The sequence below is a fragment of the Streptomyces sp. NPDC093149 genome, assembly GCF_044754145.1.
In the GTDB taxonomy this organism is placed as follows: domain Bacteria; phylum Actinomycetota; class Actinomycetes; order Streptomycetales; family Streptomycetaceae; genus Streptomyces.
Genome location: NZ_JBIVON010000003.1, coordinates 493,810 through 512,987, shown reverse-complemented (window position 1 = coordinate 512,987; position 19,178 = coordinate 493,810). Strand labels below are relative to the sequence as shown.

The following is a 19,178-nucleotide window of genomic DNA, read 5'->3' as shown; positions in this document are numbered from 1 at the left end:
TTGCTGTTCGACATGGATCTGGACCGGCTGCGCGCGTACCGGCCGGAACCGGAGGAGCCGGCCGACTTCGACGCCTTCTGGGAGAAGACCCTCACCGAGACGGCCCGCCACCCGCTGGACGCCGAGTTCGCCCCGTACGACGCCGGATTCGCGACGGTCGATGTGTTCGACGTGACCTTCCGGGGCTGGGGAGGACAGCCGGTGAAGGCCTGGCTGCTGCTGCCCGAGGCGCGCTCGGGCCCGCTGCCCGCCGTGGTGCAGTACATCGGGTACAACGGCGGCCGGGGCATCCCGTACTCCTGGCTGACCTGGAGCGCACTGGGGTACGCGCACCTGGTGATGGACAACCGGGGCCAGGGCGGCGGTGGCAAGAACACCGCGGACACCCCGGACATCGACCCGGACGGGCACGGCTCGTCCTCCCCCGGCTTCCTGACCCGCGGCATCGAGGACCCGTACCGCCACTACTACCGGCGGCTGATCACGGACGCCGTGCGGGCGGTGGACGCCGTGAAGGCTCACGAGGCGGTGGACGCGTCCCGGGTCGCGGTGCTCGGGGGCAGCCAGGGCGGCGGGCTGGCGCTGGCAGTCGCCGGGCTGCGGGACGACATCGCGGCGGCGCTCGCCGATGTGCCGTTCCTCTGCCACTACCGGCGTGCCTCGCGGATCACCGATGCCGGACCGTATGCGGAGATCGCCCGCTGGCTGTCCGGGCACCGCTTCCGGATCGACGAGGCGATGGAGACCCTGTCCTACTTCGACGGGGTCAACTTCGCGGCACGGGCGACCGCCCCGGCGTGGTTCTCGGTCGGTCTGATGGACCGGATCTGCCCCTCGTCCACGGTGTTCGCCGCGTATCACCGCTACGCGGGTCCGGCCGAGATCGAGGTGTTCACGTACAACGGGCACGAGGGCGGCGCGGAGTACGACCTGCCGCGCAAGCGCGACGCATTGAGAGGCGTCTTCGGCCTGTAGTGCTGTGGCCGGAAAGGCTTGCCGCGAAGCAGCCCTTCCGGCCACCGCACCAGCGATGAAGGTCACCGGCCCAGCGCCGCCATCGCGGCGTTGTGGCCGGGGACCCCGCTGACCCCGCCGCCGCGGACCGCACCCGCCCCGCAGAGCAACACGTTGGCGTGCGCGGTCTCCACCCCCCACCGCCCGGTGGATCCGGTGGCGTACGGGAACGCGAGGTCCCGGTGGAAGATGTGGCCGCCGGGCAGCCGCAGGTCGTGTTCGAGGTCGAGCGGCGTCTTCGCCTCGATGCAGGGCCCACCGTTCTCGTCGCGTGCCAGGCAGTCGGTGACCGGCTCGTCCAGATGCGCGTCGAGTTCGGCGAGCGTGGCCGTCAGCAGCTCGGCGCGTGTCGCCGCGTTGTCGGCGGCGAAGAGCCGGGCAGGGGTGTGCAGACCGAAGAGGGTGAGGGTCTGGTAGCCGCGCGCGGCGAGGTCGGGTCCGAGGATCGACGGGTCGGTCAGTGAGTGGCAGTAGATCTCGGACGGCGGGGCGGCCGGCAGCCGGCCCGCCGACGCGTCCCGGTAGGCGTCGGCGAGCTGCCCGTACCCCTCGGCGATGTGGAACGTCCCGGCGAAGGCCTCGCGCGGGTCGACGGAGCGGTCACGCAGTCTGGGCAGCCGGGTGAGCAGCATGTTCACCTTCAGCTGCGCGCCCTCGGCCGGGGTGGGCGGCTCGTCGCCGAGGAGAGCGGCGAGCGCTTGCGGGGAGGCGTTGACGAGGACCCGGCGTGCCGCGACGACATGTTCCGCCCCGGGTGAGCGGACGGTGATCTCGGCCCGTGTTCCGTCGGTTTCGATACGGGTCGCCTCGTGCCGTACGCGGATCTCTGCCCCGGCCTCGCGGGCGGCCCGTGCGAGGGCGTCGGTGAGTGCGCCCATGCCGCCGACCGGGACGTCCCAGTCGCCGGTGCCACCGCCGATGACGTGGTAGAGGAAGCAGCGGTTCTGGAGCAGGGACGGGTCGTGTGCGTCGGCGAAGGTACCGATCAGGGCGTCGGTCAGCACGACTCCGCGTACGAGGTCGTCGTGGAAGTTCTCCTCGACGGCGACGCCGATGGGCTCCTCGAAGAGGGTGCGCCAGGCTTCCTGGTCGCCGATCCGCTCGCGCAGAGCGTCGCGGGTGGGCAGGGGTTCGGTGAGCGTCGGGAAGGCCCGTTCGGCGACGCGCCGCGTCATGCCGTAGAAACGCCGCCAGGCCTCCTACTCCCGGTCCGATCCGGTGAGAGCGGCGAAGGAGTCCCGGGTGCGGTCCCCGCCGACGAGCAGTCCGGTGGCACGGCCGCCGCGCACGGTCGGGGTGTAGGAGGAGACGGTCCGCTTCCGTACGGCGAAGTCCAGGCCGAGATCGCGGACGATCTTCCGTGGCAGCAGGGACACCAGGTACGAGTAGCGCGACAGACGTGCGTCGACCCCGTCGAAGGGGCGGGTGGAGACGGCCGCTCCTCCCGTGGTGTCCAGGCGTTCCAGGACCAGGACGGATTGTCCGGCGCGGGCGAGATAGGCGGCGGCGACCAGACCGTTGTGGCCGCCGCCCACGATCACTGCGTCATAGCTGTCGGGTGCGGGCATGGCCCTTCGTAACACGGGACGATCACGCCTGACCAGAGGTGGTGGTGTCCGGTCCGGGCGGCGACGCCTCCCGGCCGCGGCGCAGCGCCGCCACCCGGCGGTACAGCTCGACGGCCTCCGGTCCTCTGCCGAGCTGTTCCAGACAGTGCGCCTCGTCGTTGCGGGCGGCCAGGGTGTCGGGGTGGTCGGCGCCGAGTACGCGCTCGCGTGCCTCGGCGACCTGGCGGTAGACGGTGAGGGCGTCGGCCCAGCGGCCGAGCCAGCCGAGGCCGACGGCGACCTCACGATGGCTGACGAGGGTGTCGAGGTGGTCGGGGCCGAGGACGCGTCCACGGATCTCGCACACGTCGCGTGCCTCGGCGAGCGCCTCCTCCCAGCGGGCGAGACGCCCCAGGTTGACGCCGAGGCCGTGGCGGGCGCGGAGGGTCTCGGGGTCGGCAGGACCGCCCACCCTGGTCCGGTCGTCGACGAGCGCGCGGTACAGCTCCAGTGCCTCCGCGCTGCGCCCCAGGCGGCCGAGGCTGATGCCGACCTCGTAACGGGCGGACAGGGTGTCGGGGTGGTCGGCGCCGAGCGACCGGGACCGGGCGCGCGCGACCTCCCGGTAGGTCTGCAGGGCCTCCGTCCAGCGGCCGAGTCGGCCGAGGGTGTACGCCACTTCGTAGAGCGTGACCAGGGTGTCGGGGTGGTCGGCACCGAGCAGTCGGGTGCGGGCCGATGCCACGTCCCTGGCCATCCGGTACGAGTCCTCCAGGCGGCCGAGCCTGCTGAGGTTGAAGGCGAGGTTGTGGCGGCAGCGCAGGGTGTCGGGGTGGTCGGGACCCATGGACCGTTCCCGGGAGGCGAGGACGGTCGCGTACACCTGATGGGCTTCGAAATGGCGGCCGAGCCGGTCGAGGACGTACGCCGTCTCCTGGCGGGCGGCGAGGGTCTCCGGGTGGTCGGGGCCCAGGACGTGTTCACGGCCCCGGGTAACGCGGTCGAACTCCCGCAGGGCGTCGGAGGCCCGCCCGGTGCGGCTGAGGGTGAAGGCGACCTCGTACCGGCTGGAGAGCGTGTCGGGGTGGTCGGGGCCGAGGGCGTACTCGCGTTCGGCGGCGACCGCGCGGTGCACCTCGCCGGCCTCCTCCCAATGGCCGAGCCGGCCGAGGTGCAGGCCCGCGCTGTGCCGGTTGGCGAGGGTGGCGAGGAGTTCCGGCGACGGGGTCGGCCGCTCGGCCCCGGGCACCGGCAGTTCTCCGGTCCGGCGCCGCAGGTCGGTGCCGGTGGTCCACTCGCCGGTGAGACCCGCGGAATGGTCGGGCAGCGCGAGTCCGCGGTGGGCGCCGGACGCCTTGTGTCCGCCGGTCATGCCGCGGGTCCAGGGCGGCAACTGCTGTCCCGGACGCGTGACGGGTACGGGCGGCGCGAGCCGCACCTGTCCCGTGGACGGGAGTTGCGGCTGCTCGCCGGTACGGCCGACGGCGATCCGCTGCCGCAGGTCGCTCGCGTCGACGGGCCGTTCCTCGGGGGCCTTGGCCAGCAGTTCCAGGACCACGCGGTCGAAGAATCCGGGGAGTTCCGCGCGGTGGGTGCGCAGTGGCTCGGGCGGGGTGTCGCGGTGTCCGACAAGAACGGCCCAGGCGTCTTCGAGGTCGAACGGTGGTGCCCCGGTGGCGATCTCGTACAGGACGCAGCCCAGGGAGTAGAGGTCGCTGCGGTGGTCCACATGGCCGCCGCTGATCTGCTCGGGCGACATGTAGTGCGGGGTGCCCATGGCGATGCCCGTACCGGTGAGCCGGGAGGTGAAGCCGATGTCGTGGCCGAGCCTGGCGATGCCGAAGTCGCAGATCTTCACCGTTCCGTCGGTGAGCCGCATGATGTTGGCGGGTTTGAGGTCGCGGTGCACGATGCCCTGCCGGTGGGTGTAGCCGAGGGCGTCGGCGACCTGTTCGGCGATGTCCACGATGTCGGAGACCGGCAGCGGATGCTGTTTGTTGTCGTCCAGCAGCTGGCTGAGGTTTCGGCCGTCGAGGAGTTCCATCACCAGATAGAGGACACCCTCGTACTCGCCGAAGTCATGGACGACCGTGACGCCGCGGTGCTGCAGTGCGGCTGCGACGCGGGCCTCGCGGCGGAAGCGTTCACGCAGGACGCGGGTGAAGGACTGGTCGTGCTGGGGGCCCATCGGCTTGAGGCATTTGACGGCCACATGACGGCCGAGCGACTCGTCGCGGGCGCGCCACACCTCGCCCATGCCTCCGCGCCCGATCAGATCGAGCAGTCGGTACCGGCTCTGGATCAGCCTGGTGTCCGCCATCGCCTGCTGTCGCCCCCGTCGGTCCGCCTGCCGCTTTGCCCTCCCCGGCCCGTCCAGTATGGCGGCCTGGCTTCGCAGTTTGTACGGGGTGGGGCGGCTGCCGGGACCGAGCCGGGCCATTGCGTTCAGAATGTGACCGGGCGGGAGTTGCCGGCGGAGCCGGGAGGGAGTGCGACACGGCGCCGTTCCGGTGGTGCGCAGGCGGTGGTCGACGGTGTGCACGGGCCCGACGGGCCTGCCGTAGAGCCCATGGCGTACGGCGGCATGACTGAAACGCACCCGGGCGACCCACAGCATCGGGTCTCCTTGCATCTGTCAGGTGACGGAATCGGGGTGGACAGGGTCCTCTTCAGGACGGCCCGGACCAGCACCCCGAACCTGCAGCCCCGGATCGGCACCGTGTACGGCCCTCAGGCCACGCCGGTGCTCGCCGGTTCCTCTCGGTCCGCGCTGCCTCCGGAGTGGTCGTGGCGCACCGTGCAGTGGAGCGAGTTGTCCCGCACATCGGCAACGATCGTGTCTCCCGGCCCGGCCTCACCGCTGAGCAGCAGTGAGGCGACACGGTTGTCGAGTTCCGTCTGGATCGTGCGGCGCAGCGGACGGGCGCCGAATTCCGGCTGGTAGCCGTGAGCGACCAGCAGCTTCTTCGCCGCTTCGGTGACCTCCAGCGTCATGCCCTGCGCGTGGACACGTTGCTTGCTCCGGCCCAGGAGGTGCTCGACGATCTCCGACAGGTCCTCCTCGGTGAGACTGTGGAAGACGATGATGTCGTCGATGCGGTTGAGGAATTCGGGCAGGAACCGTCCCCGCAGGTCCTCCATCAGTACGTCCTTGAGCTCGGCCGCGTCGCCCTTGTGGGCGAGGATGCGATGGGCACCGATGTTGGACGTCATGATGACGACGCAGTGGCGGAAGTCGACCGTGCGGCCCTGTCCGTCCGTGAGACGACCGTCGTCGAGGATCTGGAGCAGTGTGTTGAAGACGTCGGGGTGTGCCTTCTCCACCTCGTCGAACAGCACCACGCTGTACGGGTGGCGCCGAACCTTCTCGGTGAGCTGGCCGGCCTCTTCGTAGCCGATGTATCCGGGGGGCGCTCCGACGAGCCGGGCGACGGTGTGCTTCTCCTGGAACTCGCTCATGTCGAACCGGACCATGCGGTTCTCGTCGCCGAACAGCAACTCGGCGAGGGTCTTGGCGAGTTCGGTCTTGCCGACGCCTGTCGGCCCCAGGAAGAGGAACGAACCGACAGGGCGGTTGGGGTCCCCCATGCCCGCTCGATTCCGGCGCACGGCTTCGGACACCGCGGTGACCGCCTCGTTCTGGCCGACGATCCTGGCGTGCATCTCCTCTTCGAGCCTGAGGAGCCTCTCCTTCTCGCTGGCGGTGAGCTGGGAGACCGGAATCCCCGTGCGGCGGGAGACGATGTCGGCGATGTCGGCGGCCGTGACCGAGACGACGCCTTCCCGGCGCTCCTCGATTCCCGCGAGCTCGCCCTCCACCTCGGCGATCTGCCGCTTCAGTTCGGAGGCCTTCTCGAACTCCTCGCCGGCGACCGCCTGGTCCTTCTCCCGCCGCAGTTTCGCGAGGCGGTCCTCGCGGCTGACGACCTCGGTGGAACGTCCGGCACTGCGCAGTCGCACACGGGCGCCCGCCTGGTCCATCAGGTCGATGGCCTTGTCGGGCAGGAACCGGTCGCCGATGTAGCGGTCGGAGAGTTCCGCCGCTGCCGCCAGGGCCCCGTCGGCGAAGCGGACCTGGTGGTGGGCCTCGTACGCGTCCCGCAGCCCTTCGAGGATCTGGACCGTCTCCTCGACCGTCGGTTCCGGGATCAGGACGGGTTGGAAGCGACGTTCGAGAGCGGCGTCCTTCTCGACGTGCTTGCGGTACTCGTCGATCGTCGTCGCTCCCACCACGTGCAGTTCGCCGCGTGCGAGCGCGGGCTTGAGCATGTTGCTCGCGTCCATGGAGCCCTCACCGGTCGCGCCCGCGCCGACGACGGTGTGCAGTTCGTCGATGAAGAGGATGATGTCGCCGCTCGCCTCCTGGACGTCCTCGATGACCTTCTTCAGGCGCTCCTCGAACTGTCCGCGGTACTGCGCGCCGGCCACCATGCCGGAGAGGTCCAGGGCGACGACCCTCTTGTCCTTCAGTGTGTCGGGCACTTCGCCCGCCACGATGCGCTGGGCCAGTCCCTCCACGATGGCGGTCTTCCCGACACCGGGCTCGCCGATGAGCACGGGGTTGTTCTTGGAGCGCCGCGAGAGGATTTCGACGGTCTGCTCGATCTCGTCCGCCCGGCCCACCACCGGATCGAGCTTTCCGGCCTTCGCCTCCTCGGTCAGGTCCCTGCCGAACTCGTCCAGGGTCGTGGACGGCTGCTTCGCGGCAGCGGGAGCACCGCCCGACGCGCGGTTCGCCTGTTCCGTCAGGCCGCGGAGCTTCTGGACGTCCAGGTCCTCCGCACGCAGGAAACGGGCGGCACCGGATTCGGGGTCGCCGAGGAGCGCGCCGAGGATGTGCTCGGGGCCGATGTACGACACCCCTGCCGCCTGCGAATCGGCGTAGGCGGCGGCCAGGGTGCGCTTTGCCGCCGGCGTGAGTCCCGGCTCCGCGGAGGGCGTGCCGGACTCCCGGGGAAGCACTTCGGCGATCTGGTCCGCGAGCGCCCCGGGGTCCACTCCCACCTGGGACAGCAGCCTTCGTGCGGGATCGACCTGCGTGGCCGCCCACAAGAGGTGCTCCGTGTCGAGGTCGGCCGTGCCGTCCTCGGCCGCCTTTCGCGCGGCCGTGTTGAGGAGTTCGTGCGACGACTCGGTCAGGAGCCGCCCGATGGGTACGCGCTGCACGGCTGGGGGCGACGTTCCGGGCGACATCCCGAAGAATCGATTCAGCAGATCGCTGAACGGATCGGCCGAACCGAAAGGTGAACCGAACGCCATCGACATGTCAGCTCCTGAAGCGCGAGGGGGGTCCCTCACACTCAAACTCGATGTCCACCGCTCCGCAAACGGAATGGCACCGCGCTGTCGGCGCGGCCCGGCGGGCGGGACGTCCTCAACAGGAGTCCCTCACCGGGACGGCGTAGACATTCGGTCAACGGTGAAACCGGAGTGTGGTCTGTCGACGACGGAACGGTCCGGACTCAGCCTGTTGCCCGGCGCAGCCGCTCACCGCCGTACACGTGGCATCCCCAGCCCGATCCACGAGATGATCTCCCGCTGGATCTCGTTGTTTCCGCCGCCGAAGGTGAAGATGACGGCCGACCTGTAGCCGCGTTCGAGTTCACCGTGGAGCACGGTGCCCGCCGACCCCTCCTTCAGCGGTCCCGCCGAGCCGACGACCTGCATCAGCCAGGCATAGGCGTCGCGGCGTGCCTCCGAGCCGTAGACCTTGACGGCGGAGGCGTCCTGCGGGGTGAGGGTTCCGTTCTGGACCGCGGACACCATCTGCCAGTTGAGGAGTTTCATGGCGTCGAGCCTGGTGTGGGTACGGGCGAGGAGCGCGCGGACCCAGCCGAGGTCGATGACGCGGCGGCCGTCGGCCAGCTTCGTGTCCGCCGCCCAGCGCTGGACGTCATGGAGGGCGCGGATGGCCATGGTGCCATGGGCGGCGAGGGTGACGCGTTCATGGTTGAGCTGGTTGGTGATGAGGCGCCAGCCCTTGTTCTCGGCGCCGACGCGGTGGGCGACGGGGACACGGACGTTCTCGTAGTAGCTGGCGGTGGTGTCGTGCGAGGCGAGGGTGTTGATCAGGGTGCAGGAGTAGCCGGGGTCCGTGGTCGGGACGAGCAGCATGGTGATGCCCTTGTGCGGCGGGGCGTCGACGTCGGTGCGTACGGCGAGCCAGACCCAGTCGGCGGTGTCTCCGTTGGTCGTCCAGATCTTCTGCCCGTTCACGACATAGTCGTCGCCGTCGCGCACGGCGCGGGTCTTGAGCGCGGCGAGGTCGGTGCCCGCGTCGGGTTCGCTGTAGCCGATCGCGAAGTCGATCTCGCCCGACAGGATCTTCGGGAGGAAGTACGCCTTCTGCTCGTCGGTGCCGAACTGCATGATCGTGGGACCGACGGTGTTGAGGGCCATCAGCGGCAGCGGTACGCCCGCCTGGGCGGCCTCGTCGAAGAAGATGAACTGTTCCATCGGCGACAGGCCCCGGCCGCCGTACTCCTCGGGCCAGCCCACGCCGAGCCAGCCGTCGGTGCCCAGGCGTCGGATCGTCTCCCGGTAGAAGTTCTTCTGGGCGGCGGGGTCGGCGTAGCGCGCGTAGGCGTTGTCGGGGACCAGTCCGGCGAAGTACGTACGCAGCTCGGCGCGCAACTGCTGCTGTTCAGGCGTGTATTCGAGGTGCACGGCCCCTCCAGGAGTCTCGCGTTCGCGTCGCCCGTGTGCGGCGGCGCACACAGTAGAACGTGTTGCAAGAATCCGGAAGGGCCAGAACGCCCCGGGCGGACGTCAGCGCTTGACTGCGCGCAGCACGACGAACTTCGGGTCACCCGCGACCGTGGTGCAGTTGCCGAAGATGCGGCGCAGCTGGGTGTGGTAGCCGAGGTGCCGGTTGCCGACGACCCACAGCTCACCGCCCGGCCGCAGTGCGGTGCGCGCCCCGTGGAACATGGTGCGGGCCGTCGCGTCGGTGGTGGCCTGGTGGGAGTGGAACGGCGGATTGTTGAGCACCAGGTCGACGCCGGCGGGCGGCAGCCGCGTCAGCCCGTCGCCGACCACGAAGTCGGCCTTGGCGTCCGGACCGGTGTTGGCCCGGAAGGTCTCCTCGGCGGAGGCGACCGCCTGGTACGACTCGTCGATGAAGGTCACCGTCGCTTCGGGGTTGGCGAGCGCCGCGGACAGCCCGACGACGCCGTTCCCGCAGCCGAGGTCGACGACCCGGTCGGGGCCGCTGCGCTCGGGTAGATGACCGAGGAAGAAGCGGGTGCCGATGTCCAGGCGCTCGGCGCAGAAGATCCCGGCGTGATTGGTGACCGTCCGGCCGGAGACCGGGCCGACATCTTCGGGCAGGTCGTAGCGGTACGGCCAGGGGCTGGGCGTACGCGGCAGATCCGGGTCCGGAGTGCAGAAGATCAGACGGGCCTTCTTGACCGCCAGGGAGGTGCGGGTCGGGCCGATGATCCGCTCGAAGAGCCTGAGGGTGGAGGTGTGGATCTCCTTGACCATACCGGTGCCGATGACCACGGTGCCCGCGTGGACGGCCGGCGCGAGCCGGTGCAGCTGGTCCTCCAGGAGCGCGAGAGACTTCGGTACGCGTACCAGCAGGACGTCGACACGGTCCGGCGGCGTGTCCCTGGCCGACAGGAGGCGTACCGAATCGGCGGCCGCACCGTTGCGGTCCAGGTTCGCCAGGGTCGCGCGCTGCGCCAGGTAGGAGTCGGTGATCTGTACGGGACGATGCCCGGCCAGAACGGTGCTCAGGGCACCCCAGCGGTCGCCCACCACGACCACGGAGCCGGTCAGGTCGACCGGATCCGACTCCTCGGTCCCCTCCAGCCGCCGCAGCAGGTACTCATCGGCAGCGTCCCACGCACGGAAGGGGTCGCGCGGGTCCTCGGGGAAGCGGGCGAGGTCGTACCCGGCCCCTGACGTCGTCAAACGGTTCATTGTTCACCCAGGCTAGCCGAGCCGCGGGGAGCGCCCACACACTCCCCGGGCCGGTCACCGGGTCACGCGTCAGGGCAGCGCCTTGTCGATCGCCGACCGCCCCTCCCGGGCGAGCCTGCGCTCGGCCCACTGAAGATTCTTCGGAGTGAGGTCCCGCCCGGAGGCGAGCACCAGGTCCTCTGCCGACGGATTGTCGCTCCCGCCGGTGTGCAAGAGGCTGTCGGGGGTCACTCCCCGAGCTGCGGATACGGATTCGGGCTCGTCGCTCATGCCGCCTCCTCGTCCTTTCGGTCATTCTCGCCCCGCGTCCGGCCCGCCGCATCCGAGGGCCCCGCCCCGCCCCCGGCGCCGCACAGGGACCCGTCACTTGACCTGCACATGATAGGTACACAGCGTTCACACCATGGTCACGGTGCGTGTGGAAGGCTCCCGCTGACCCAGTACCACACGACCACCGCGGCACCGTCTCCCACCTCGCGGCGGCTTCGCGGTGCCCGCATTCTCGGAGAGGACACCCCACATGTCCCGTCGTCACGTCCCCTACCGGCGCCCCCTGCTGGCGACCCTCGCCGCGTTCGCGGTACTCGCCGGCACCGCCGCCGCCGCGCCGGCCACCACACCCCGGGCCGCACCGGTCGCAGCGACACCGCTCAGCACTCTCGACGACACGTACTACCAGGACGCCGTCGGCAAGTCCGGAACCGCGCTCAAGAGCGCGCTGCACACGATCATCAGCAGCCAGACCAAGATCTCCTACAGCCAGGTCTGGGACGCCCTCAAGAACACGGACGAGGACCCCGCCAACCCCTCGAACGTGGTCCTCCTCTACTCCGGACGCTCCACTCCCAAGAGCAACAACGGCGGCTCGGTCGGCCAGTGGAACCGCGAGCACGTCTGGGCCAAGTCCCACGGCGACTTCGGCACCGCCACCGGCCCCGGCACGGACATCCACCATCTGCGCCCGGAGGACGTCACCGTCAACTCCATACGCGGCAACAAGGACTTCGACAACGGCGGCAGCGCGGTCAGCGGCGCACCGGGCAACTACACCGACAGCGACTCCTTCGAACCGCGCGACGCGGTCAAGGGCGATGTGGCCCGCATGATCCTCTACATGGCGGTGCGCTACGAGGGCGACGACGCCTTCCCCGACCTCGAACCCAACGACAAGGTGTCCAACGGTTCCGCGCCGAACATCGGCCGCCTCTCGGTACTGAAGGCGTGGAGCCAGGAGGACCCGCCGGACAGCTTCGAGAAGCGGCGCAACGACGTCATATTCAACCAGTACCAGCACAACCGGAACCCGTTCATCGACCACCCGGAGTGGGTCGCGTCCATCTGGTAGGCGGGCCGGGCCAACCCACTTCGCCGCCCCGGCCGGCCATGCCGCTCGCACACCGGGCCGTGGCCCCCTCGTGCGAGGCGGGGCACCGAAGGCCGCCCATGCCATCCCGCTGCCCGACACCGGGGAGTGGGACGGGCCGGGCGGAGGGCAGGTCATCGGCGCTGACGGCTCGGCCCCCGGGGCCTGTCGTTCGGATCACGCAGGGCTCGCGCGCCGGGGTGCCGCGCCTCGCCGATCCTGCCTGATCCGAACGAAGGGCCCCGAGTCCCCGGGCCCGCCCGTCAGCTGCGCTCGGCCTGGGCGATCCGGGGAAACGTCTTGACGCCGGCCGCCTTGCGGCTGTTCGCGTGTTCGCTGACGGTCCGGCCGGGCGGAACGTCCGCCAGACCGAGCACGACCGTGTCGAGCACCTTCCCGGACGCATCGACGAACTCCACCTTGACGGCGTAGAAGGCGGCCTTGTCCGTCCGGTTGGTGACCCGTACGAGGGCACTGCGGAACTGCTCGGACTTCTCGACCGCCAGCCCCGTCACGGAGACGTCACCGACCGCGTTGCCCGTCCCCCGGACGCCTTCGAGCTGTTTGACGGCCTTCTGCCGGTTGCGCTCGGCGGCCGCGGAGACCGATGCGGCGAACTCCTGCTGGGAGCGCTGACTGGCGCTGCCGGAGGGGGTCGGGGACGGTTCCGGGGACATCGTGCGGGTGCTCCTGGCCGTACCCGGCGAAGTGGTGCCGGAGCCGCCGCAGGCGGCGGTACCGGAGATCATCACCGCAGCCAGCGCGGCGAGGGCCAGGCTACGGGCTGCGCGGCCGCCGGGGGCGTGCCGCAGGGGTCTGGTCGCAATCACGGACGCTCCGTCTGCTCGTAAGGACTTGGGGAGATGGGGGTCAGGGCAGGCGCAATGCGAAGGCCCGGTTCGCCGGGCCCGGACGGTCAAGCGGCTTCCTCGCCGAAGATCTCGCGCAGCCGCGCCTCGCTCCGCGTGTCCAGGTTGCTGTGCAGCAGTTCGGCGCCTCCATCGGGCAGCGCCGCGCCGATCCGGTCGGGCACCTCGTTCATGGTCAGCAGGAAGAGGGCCGAAGTCCCGGGCGTCACCTTCTCCTTGACCTCCGCGATGAAGTCGTCGTCGATGCCGACATCGGCCAGCTTGCCGCCCAGCGCCCCGGCTGCCGCGCCGATCGCGGCGCCCAGCAGCGGCATCAGGAAGATCAGGCCGAAGAGCATCCCCCAGAACGTGCCGCTCAGCGCCCCGGCACCGACGAGATTGATCAACTGCTTGGTCCTGGGCTTCGGCCGATCGGCGGGCCAGCTGACCACGGCCGCGTCGAGGATCTTGATCAGCCCCTCCTTCTGAAGGGACTTGAGTGTCGCCTCCACGCGGTCGGCGCCCTCGGCCGACGGGAACTTCCACACGGTGAGTGTGGACATCGCGCACCTCCTGTGACCAACTGCAGACAACTCGCTCATATTAGGTTCAAAAGGTATGAATTGACTCGTCGAGTGCACCCGCTCCGCTCGGGAGCGGACAAGCGGAGCCGAGCCCCTGGGAGACAACGATGGACGCGGATGCCCTGACCGCCGGCCTGTTGAAGGAGCTGCGGGCGGCCAAGCCCTATCCAGCCGTGTCCCTGACCATGCCGACGCACCGCCGCGCTCCGGACAACGCCCAGGACTCGGTACGGCTGCGCAACCTGGTGGCCGAGGCCGGCAACCGGCTGGAGGCGGACCCGGCGGTCACCCGCGAGGCCCGGAGCGCCGTCCGGGAACAGCTCGACCGGGCGGTCGCGGAGGTGGACCCCCGCCGGGCCCTGGACTCCCTGGTGCTCCTCGTCACCGCCGACGAGCACCACGTCTGGCAGCTCCCGCGCACCGCGCCCGATCGGGTGGTGCTCAGCGACACCTATCTGACCCGGAACCTGGTCGCCGCGAAGGCCCAGGCCCAGCCGTTCTGGGCGCTCGCCGTCTCCGCCGAGCACGCCGCGCTGTGGAGCGGCACGGCGGACGTCGTGCACGAGGAGGAGACCGGCGGGTTCCCGCTGACGGCGCCGCGGGAGGCGCCCGACCCGCAGCGCGAGGAGCGGATCGGAGACACCCCGAGCACCTTCAGCGACGAGGAGACACGCACCTTCCTGCGCACCGTCGACGAGAAACTGCGCGCGGTACTGGCCGCCGACCCCCGCCCGTTGTATCTGGTCGGCCTCGCCCCCGCGCTCGCCCTCCTGGACGAGGTCGGGGAGAGCGCCGGGGCGGCCGTGGGCCGCGTCACCAAGGGCGTACCGGCCGACATGACGCCGAGCGGCCTGCTCAAGGAGCTGCGGCCCGCGCTCGACCATCGTCAGCAGAGGTTCTCGGCGGAGATCGACGGCATGCTGGACGAGGCGCGCGGTCGCCGCGCCTTCGCCGGTGGTCTCGACGAGGTGTGGGCCGCGGTACGGGAGGGCCGGGCAGGGCTGGTCGCCGTGGAGGAGCACTTCCAGCAGACCGTGCGGGTGAGCGACGAGCACCTCGAACCCGTGAGCGGTGAAGCCGCGGACCTCACGGACAGCTCGGTCCGCGAGGACATCGTGGACGAGCTCGTCGAGAGGGCTCTGGACAGCGGCTCCGATGTGGTCTTCCTCGCGGACGGATCACTGGCGGAGCACGGGGGGATCGCGGCGGCCCTGCGTTACTGAGCGGGCCGCGACCACACGCCGCACGCCCCGTCAGCCACCGCACGAGGCATGCGGGCCCCAGGGGCCGCTGGGAGACTGAAGAGGGCCCCGATCGCGTCCCGGCACGAGCCTCCGGGCCCCGGGAGAAGTCCTGACGAGAGGAGAGACCGCACCATGCCACGTGGATCCCATGCCAGACGGGAACGGCAGTACGAACACATCAAGGAGAGCGCGCAGGAGCGGGGGGTCAGCGAGGACCGGGCGGAGGAGATCGCGGCCCGCACGGTCAACAAGGAGCGTGCCCGCGCCGGCGAGTCGAGGACCACGAGCCGTACGTCCGTCGAGGACATGTCGTCCTCACGGCGCGGCGGCCCGCGCGCCCACGGCGGAGCGGGGGGACCGACCCGCGACCAGCTCTACGAAGAGGCGAAGAAGAAGAACGTCCACGGACGCTCGAACATGACGAAGGCCGAGCTCGCGCGCGCGGTCGGCCGCGGCTGAGAGCCTGTCGGGTGGCCTCGGACCGGATGGCGGGCGCGGTCCGGTGCGTGCGGTTCTGAGGCGGAGGAGGGAGTCGGACGGGGTCTCCCCTGCTCGAACGCGGCTGAGAGCCCGGGGAAGGAACGTCGGCGACCGACGACGACGCGGGAAGCGTGCGCACCGGACCGCGCCCGCCCGGTCGGAGGTCACCCGACAGGCTCTGAGCCCACACCGTCAGGGCCGGGGCGGCGTCAGCCGCTCCAGGTCCAGTCGGCCACCTCGGGCAGATCCGTGCCGTGCTCGCGGATCCAGGCATGGTGGCGGGTGCGGACATCCGCCATCGCCTGGCGCACCGCCGCGGCACGGACACCCAGGCCGGGCACCCGGTCGATGACATCCATGACCAGTCGGTAGCGGTCCAGATCGTTGCGGACCACCATGTCGAAGGGCGTGGTGGTGGTGCCCTCCTCCTTGTAGCCCCGCACATGCAGATGTTCATGACCCGCCCGCCGGTAGGCCAGGCGATGGATCAGCCACGGGTAACCGTGGTACGCGAAGATCACCGGGGAGTTCCCGGTGAACACCGCGTCGTACTCGGAGTCCGGCATTCCGTGCGGGTGCGCCCCTTGGGGCAGCAGCCGCGTCATGTCGACCACATTGACCACCCGTACCGCCAGTTCCGGCAGATGTCTGCGGAGCAGATCGGCTGCGGCCAGCGTCTCCAGCGTGGGCACGTCACCGGCGCAGGCGAGCACCACGTCGGGATCGCGGCTGCCGTCCTCCGTGCCCGCCCACGCCCAGACACCGACGCCGCGGGCGCAGTGCGCGCGGGCCTCGTCGAGGGTCAGCCAGTCGAAGCTCGGCTGTTTGCCGGCCACGACCACGTTGACGTAGTCGCGGCTGCGCAGCACATGGTCGGCGATGGAGAGCAGGGTGTTGGCGTCCGGCGGCAGATAGACGCGGACGACTTCGGGGCTCTTGTTGAGGACGTGGTCGACGAATCCGGGGTCCTGATGGGAGAACCCGTTGTGGTCCTGGCGCCAGACGTGCGAGGTGAGCAGGTAGTTGAGCGACGCGATGGGGCGGCGCCAGGCCAGCCGGCGGGAGGTCCTGAGCCACTTGATGTGCTGGTTGACCATCGAGTCGACGATATGGGCGAACGCCTCGTAGCAGGAGAACAGACCGTGCCGGCCGGTGAGGAGATATCCCTCCAGCCAGCCCTGGCACAGATGCTCGGAGAGGACCTCCATGACGCGTCCGTCGCGGGAGAGGTGCTCGTCGGTGGGCAGGGTCCGCTCCTGCCACGCCTTGCCGGTGGCCTCGTAGAGGGCGTCGAGCCGGTTGGAGGCGGTTTCGTCGGGGCCCACGACCCGGAAGTCGCGGCGCTCGGCGGTGGCGGCCATGACGGCCTCCAGCAGGCCGCCCAGCACCCGGGTCGGCTCGTGCAGCACGGTTCCGGGCTTGGCGACCTCGACCGCGTGGTCCTCCAGCGGAGGGATGGGCAGATCCCGCAGGAGCAGACCGCCGTTGGCATAGGGGCTCGCGCCGAGCCGGGCCGCGCCCTCGGGCACGCAGGCGAGCACCTGCGGACGGGGACGGCCCGCCGTGTCGAAGAGTTCCTCCGGCCGGTAGGAGCGCATCCACGCCTCCAACTGCCGCAGATGGTCGGGGCTGTCCCGGACACCGGGCAGCGGGACCTGGTGGGCCCGCCAGGTTCCTTCGACGGGCACGCCGTCGACCTCGGCCGGGCCGGTCCAGCCCTTGGGGGTGCGCAGCACGATCATCGGCCAGTGCGGGCGCTCGGTCGTACCGCCGGTCCGGGCCGCGGCCTGGAGTTCCCGGACGCGGTCGACGGCGCGGTCCATCGCGGCGGCCATCGCGCGGTGGACGGTGAGGGGGTCGTCGCCACCGACGTACAGGGGGTCGTGCCCGTAACCGCGCAGCAGGGCGTCGAGTTCCGGCTCCGGGAGACGGGCGAGCACCGTCGGGTTGGCGATCTTGTAGCCGTTGAGATGGAGGATCGGGAGGACGGCTCCGTCGTGCACCGGGTCGAGGAACTTGTTGGAGTGCCAGGACGCGGCGAGCGGCCCGGTCTCGGCCTCGCCGTCACCGATGACGCAGGTGACGAGCAGGTCCGGGTGGTCGAGAGCGGCGCCGTAGGCATGGGCGAGGGCGTAGCCGAGTTCGCCGCCCTCGTGGATGGAGCCCGGGGTCTCCGGCGCCACATGGCTGGGCACCCCGCCGGGGAAGGAGAACTGCTTGAACAGCAGCCCCATCCCGTGGGCGTCCCGGCCGACATCGGGGTACGTCTCCGAATAACTGCCCTCCAGCCAGGAGTTGGCGAGGACCGCGGGCCCGCCGTGTCCGGGGCCCCAGACGCACAGCCCGTCGATACCGCGGGCCTTGATGACGCGGTTGAGATGGGTGTGGACCAGATTGAGGCCGGGCGAGGTGCCCCAGTGGCCGAGCAGGCGGGGCTTGATGTGCTCCCGGGCGAGCGGCTCGCTCAGGAGCGGGTTGGCCATGAGGTAGATCTGCCCGACGGTCAGGTAGTTCGCGGCCCGCCAGTAGGCGTCGAGTGCGACGATCTCTTCGTCGGAGGGGCCGGGCGTCGCCGGCGGATGGGCGGCGTGGCTCATGTACGTCTCCTAGGACGAGGCGCCGACGGGCTCGGGGCCGTACCAGACGGTGGTCGCGTTGCAGAATTCACGGATGCCGTGCCCGGCGAGTTCACGTCCGTAGCCGGAGCGCTTCACGCCGCCGAAGGGCAGCGCGGGATGGGACGCGGTCATGCCGTTGAAGAAGACTCCGCCCGCCTGCAGATCGCTCACGCAGCGGCGGGCCTCGTCGGCGTCGCGGGTCCATACGTTGGAGCTGAGGCCGAAGGGGCTGTCGTTGGCGAGTGCCACGGCTTCGTCGAGTCCTTCGACCCGGTAGAGCGTGGCGACGGGGCCGAACGTCTCCTCGCGGTGGATGCGCATGGCGGGCGTGATCCCGGTGAGGACGGTGGGGGCGTAGAACCAGCCGCGCTCCAGCTCCGGGTCCAGGCCGTCGGGCCGGCCGCCGCCGCACAGCACGTGCGCGCCCTGCCGCACGGCGTCGTCGACCAGTTCCTCCAGGTCGGCGCGCCCTTGTTCGCTGGAGAGGGGGCCGACGTCGGTGGATTCCCGCAGCGGATCGCCGACGGTCAGATCACGCATGCCCACGGTGAATCGTTCCGCGAACTCGTCGAACACCTCCGTGTGCACGATGAACCGTTTGGCGGCGATGCAGGACTGGCCGTTGTTCTGCACCCGGGCGGTCACGGCCGTGCGGGCGGCCCTGGCGACGTCCGCCGACGGCAGGACGAGGAACGGATCGCTGCCGCCCAGCTCCAGGACGGTGTGTTTCACCTCGTCGCCCGCGATCGCCGCGACCGAGCGGCCGGCCGGCTCACTGCCGGTGAGGGTGGCGGCGGCGACCCGGGGGTCGCGCAGGATCGACTCGACCGCTCCGGATCCCACCAGCAGGGTCTGGAAGCATCCCTCCAAGAACCCCGCCCGGCGGAACAGGAACTCCAGGTACATCGCCGTCTGCGGCACGTTGGACGCGTGCTTGAGCAGCCCGACGTTCCCGGCCATCAGCGCTGGGGCGGCGAACCGCACGACCTGCCAGAGCGGGAAGTTCCACGGCATCACGGCGAGGACGGCTCCCAGGGGGCGGTAGTGGACATAGGCGCGGGAGGCGCCGGAGTCCCGCACATCGGCATCGGCGGGATGTTCGTCCGCGAGGAGTTCCTCGGCGTGGTCCGCGTACCAGCGCATCGCCTTCGCGCACTTGGCGGCCTCCGCGCGGGCCGCCTTGACGGGTTTGCCCATTTCGGTGGTCATGGTGCGCGCGATGTCCTGCTGGTCGTCGTCGAGCAGGGCGGCGGCCAGCTTCAGCAGCCGGGCCCGTTCACCGAATCCGGTGGTGCGGTACTCCCGGAACGCGGTGTCTGCGACGGCGAGCTTCTGCTCGATCTCCGCCGCCCCCAGCGCGTCGAACGTTCTGAGGGTCTCGCCGTTCGCGGGGTTGACCGTCGCGATGGGCATGACAGTGGTCTCCTTGCCTCGGTACTTCGACCGTGCCGCGCCCTGCGTCGTGCCGCAACGCGGGCCCTGCCGGGCGGATACCCGACCGGCGCGGACCATGCGTGCGATGTGCACGCCGTCCGCGCCGGGAGGGTGAAAGCG

Annotated in this window: 13 protein-coding genes and 1 pseudogene; 4 read left to right on the top strand and 10 right to left on the bottom strand. The window is 70.6% G+C overall.

Annotated elements, in window-relative coordinates; translation table 11 throughout:
* Positions 1-975, top strand: a complete 975-nt coding sequence (locus ACIQCZ_RS12810) for an acetylxylan esterase (protein WP_402281893.1) — start codon at positions 1-3, stop codon at positions 973-975.
* A gap of 62 nt (positions 976-1,037) precedes the next feature.
* Here ACIQCZ_RS12810 and ACIQCZ_RS12805 read toward each other — a convergent pair.
* The 6 genes and pseudogenes from ACIQCZ_RS12805 to ACIQCZ_RS12780 form a co-directional block, all read right to left on the bottom strand.
* A pseudogene (locus tag ACIQCZ_RS12805) lies at positions 1,038-2,582 on the bottom strand (phytoene desaturase family protein).
* Between the two features lie 22 nt (positions 2,583-2,604).
* Entirely contained in the window at positions 2,605-4,881 is a 2,277-nt protein-coding gene (locus ACIQCZ_RS12800) for a tetratricopeptide repeat protein (RefSeq protein ID WP_402282170.1), read from the bottom strand.
* A gap of 410 nt (positions 4,882-5,291) precedes the next feature.
* On the bottom strand, positions 5,292-7,826 hold the full coding sequence (locus tag ACIQCZ_RS12795; RefSeq protein ID WP_402281892.1) for an ATP-dependent Clp protease ATP-binding subunit: 2,535 nt from the start codon (positions 7,824-7,826) through the stop codon (positions 5,292-5,294).
* 222 nt (positions 7,827-8,048) lie between these two features.
* Positions 8,049-9,227 carry an acyl-CoA dehydrogenase family protein gene (locus ACIQCZ_RS12790; protein ID WP_402281890.1) on the bottom strand — a complete coding sequence of 393 codons (1,179 nt, stop codon included), beginning with the start codon at positions 9,225-9,227 and terminating at the stop codon, positions 8,049-8,051.
* 102 nt (positions 9,228-9,329) lie between these two features.
* Positions 9,330-10,487: a methyltransferase gene (locus tag ACIQCZ_RS12785; protein WP_402281889.1), complete on the bottom strand. Its 1,158-nt coding sequence runs from the start codon at positions 10,485-10,487 to the stop codon at positions 9,330-9,332.
* Positions 10,488-10,556: 69 nt separating this feature from the next.
* Positions 10,557-10,757 carry a hypothetical protein gene (locus ACIQCZ_RS12780; RefSeq protein ID WP_114242806.1) on the bottom strand — a complete coding sequence of 67 codons (201 nt, stop codon included), beginning with the start codon at positions 10,755-10,757 and terminating at the stop codon, positions 10,557-10,559.
* Between the two features lie 250 nt (positions 10,758-11,007).
* Here ACIQCZ_RS12780 and ACIQCZ_RS12775 point away from each other — a divergent pair, with 250 nt between their 5' ends.
* Positions 11,008-11,832, top strand: a complete 825-nt coding sequence (locus tag ACIQCZ_RS12775; RefSeq protein WP_402281887.1) for an endonuclease I family protein — start codon at positions 11,008-11,010, stop codon at positions 11,830-11,832.
* A gap of 281 nt (positions 11,833-12,113) precedes the next feature.
* On the opposite strand, the gene ACIQCZ_RS12770 is transcribed toward ACIQCZ_RS12775, so the two are convergent.
* Together ACIQCZ_RS12770 and ACIQCZ_RS12765 are read right to left on the bottom strand one after the other, a co-directional pair.
* Positions 12,114-12,680, bottom strand: coding sequence for a hypothetical protein (locus ACIQCZ_RS12770; RefSeq protein ID WP_402281885.1), 567 nt, complete (start codon positions 12,678-12,680; stop codon positions 12,114-12,116).
* An 86-nt stretch (positions 12,681-12,766) separates the two neighbouring features.
* Positions 12,767-13,261 carry a DUF1269 domain-containing protein gene (locus ACIQCZ_RS12765; RefSeq protein ID WP_402281883.1) on the bottom strand — a complete coding sequence of 165 codons (495 nt, stop codon included), beginning with the start codon at positions 13,259-13,261 and terminating at the stop codon, positions 12,767-12,769.
* Between the two features lie 128 nt (positions 13,262-13,389).
* On the opposite strand from ACIQCZ_RS12765, the gene ACIQCZ_RS12760 reads away from it, so the two are divergent.
* Complete coding sequence (locus tag ACIQCZ_RS12760) at positions 13,390-14,505, top strand: chemotaxis protein (RefSeq protein WP_402281881.1); 1,116 nt, start codon at positions 13,390-13,392, stop codon at positions 14,503-14,505.
* A gap of 153 nt (positions 14,506-14,658) precedes the next feature.
* Positions 14,659-14,985 (top strand): plasmid stabilization protein, encoded by a 327-nt coding sequence (locus ACIQCZ_RS12755; protein WP_402281879.1) that lies wholly within the window; start codon positions 14,659-14,661, stop codon positions 14,983-14,985.
* Positions 14,986-15,215: 230 nt separating this feature from the next.
* On the opposite strand, the gene ACIQCZ_RS12750 is transcribed toward ACIQCZ_RS12755, so the two are convergent.
* On the bottom strand, positions 15,216-17,603 hold the full coding sequence (locus tag ACIQCZ_RS12750; protein WP_402281878.1) for a phosphoketolase: 2,388 nt from the start codon (positions 17,601-17,603) through the stop codon (positions 15,216-15,218).
* Positions 17,604-17,612: 9 nt separating this feature from the next.
* A complete protein-coding gene (locus ACIQCZ_RS12745) occupies positions 17,613-19,037 on the bottom strand; it encodes an NADP-dependent succinic semialdehyde dehydrogenase (RefSeq protein ID WP_402281877.1) in 1,425 nt (474 codons plus the stop codon).
* Between the last annotated feature and the right edge of the window lie 141 nt (positions 19,038-19,178).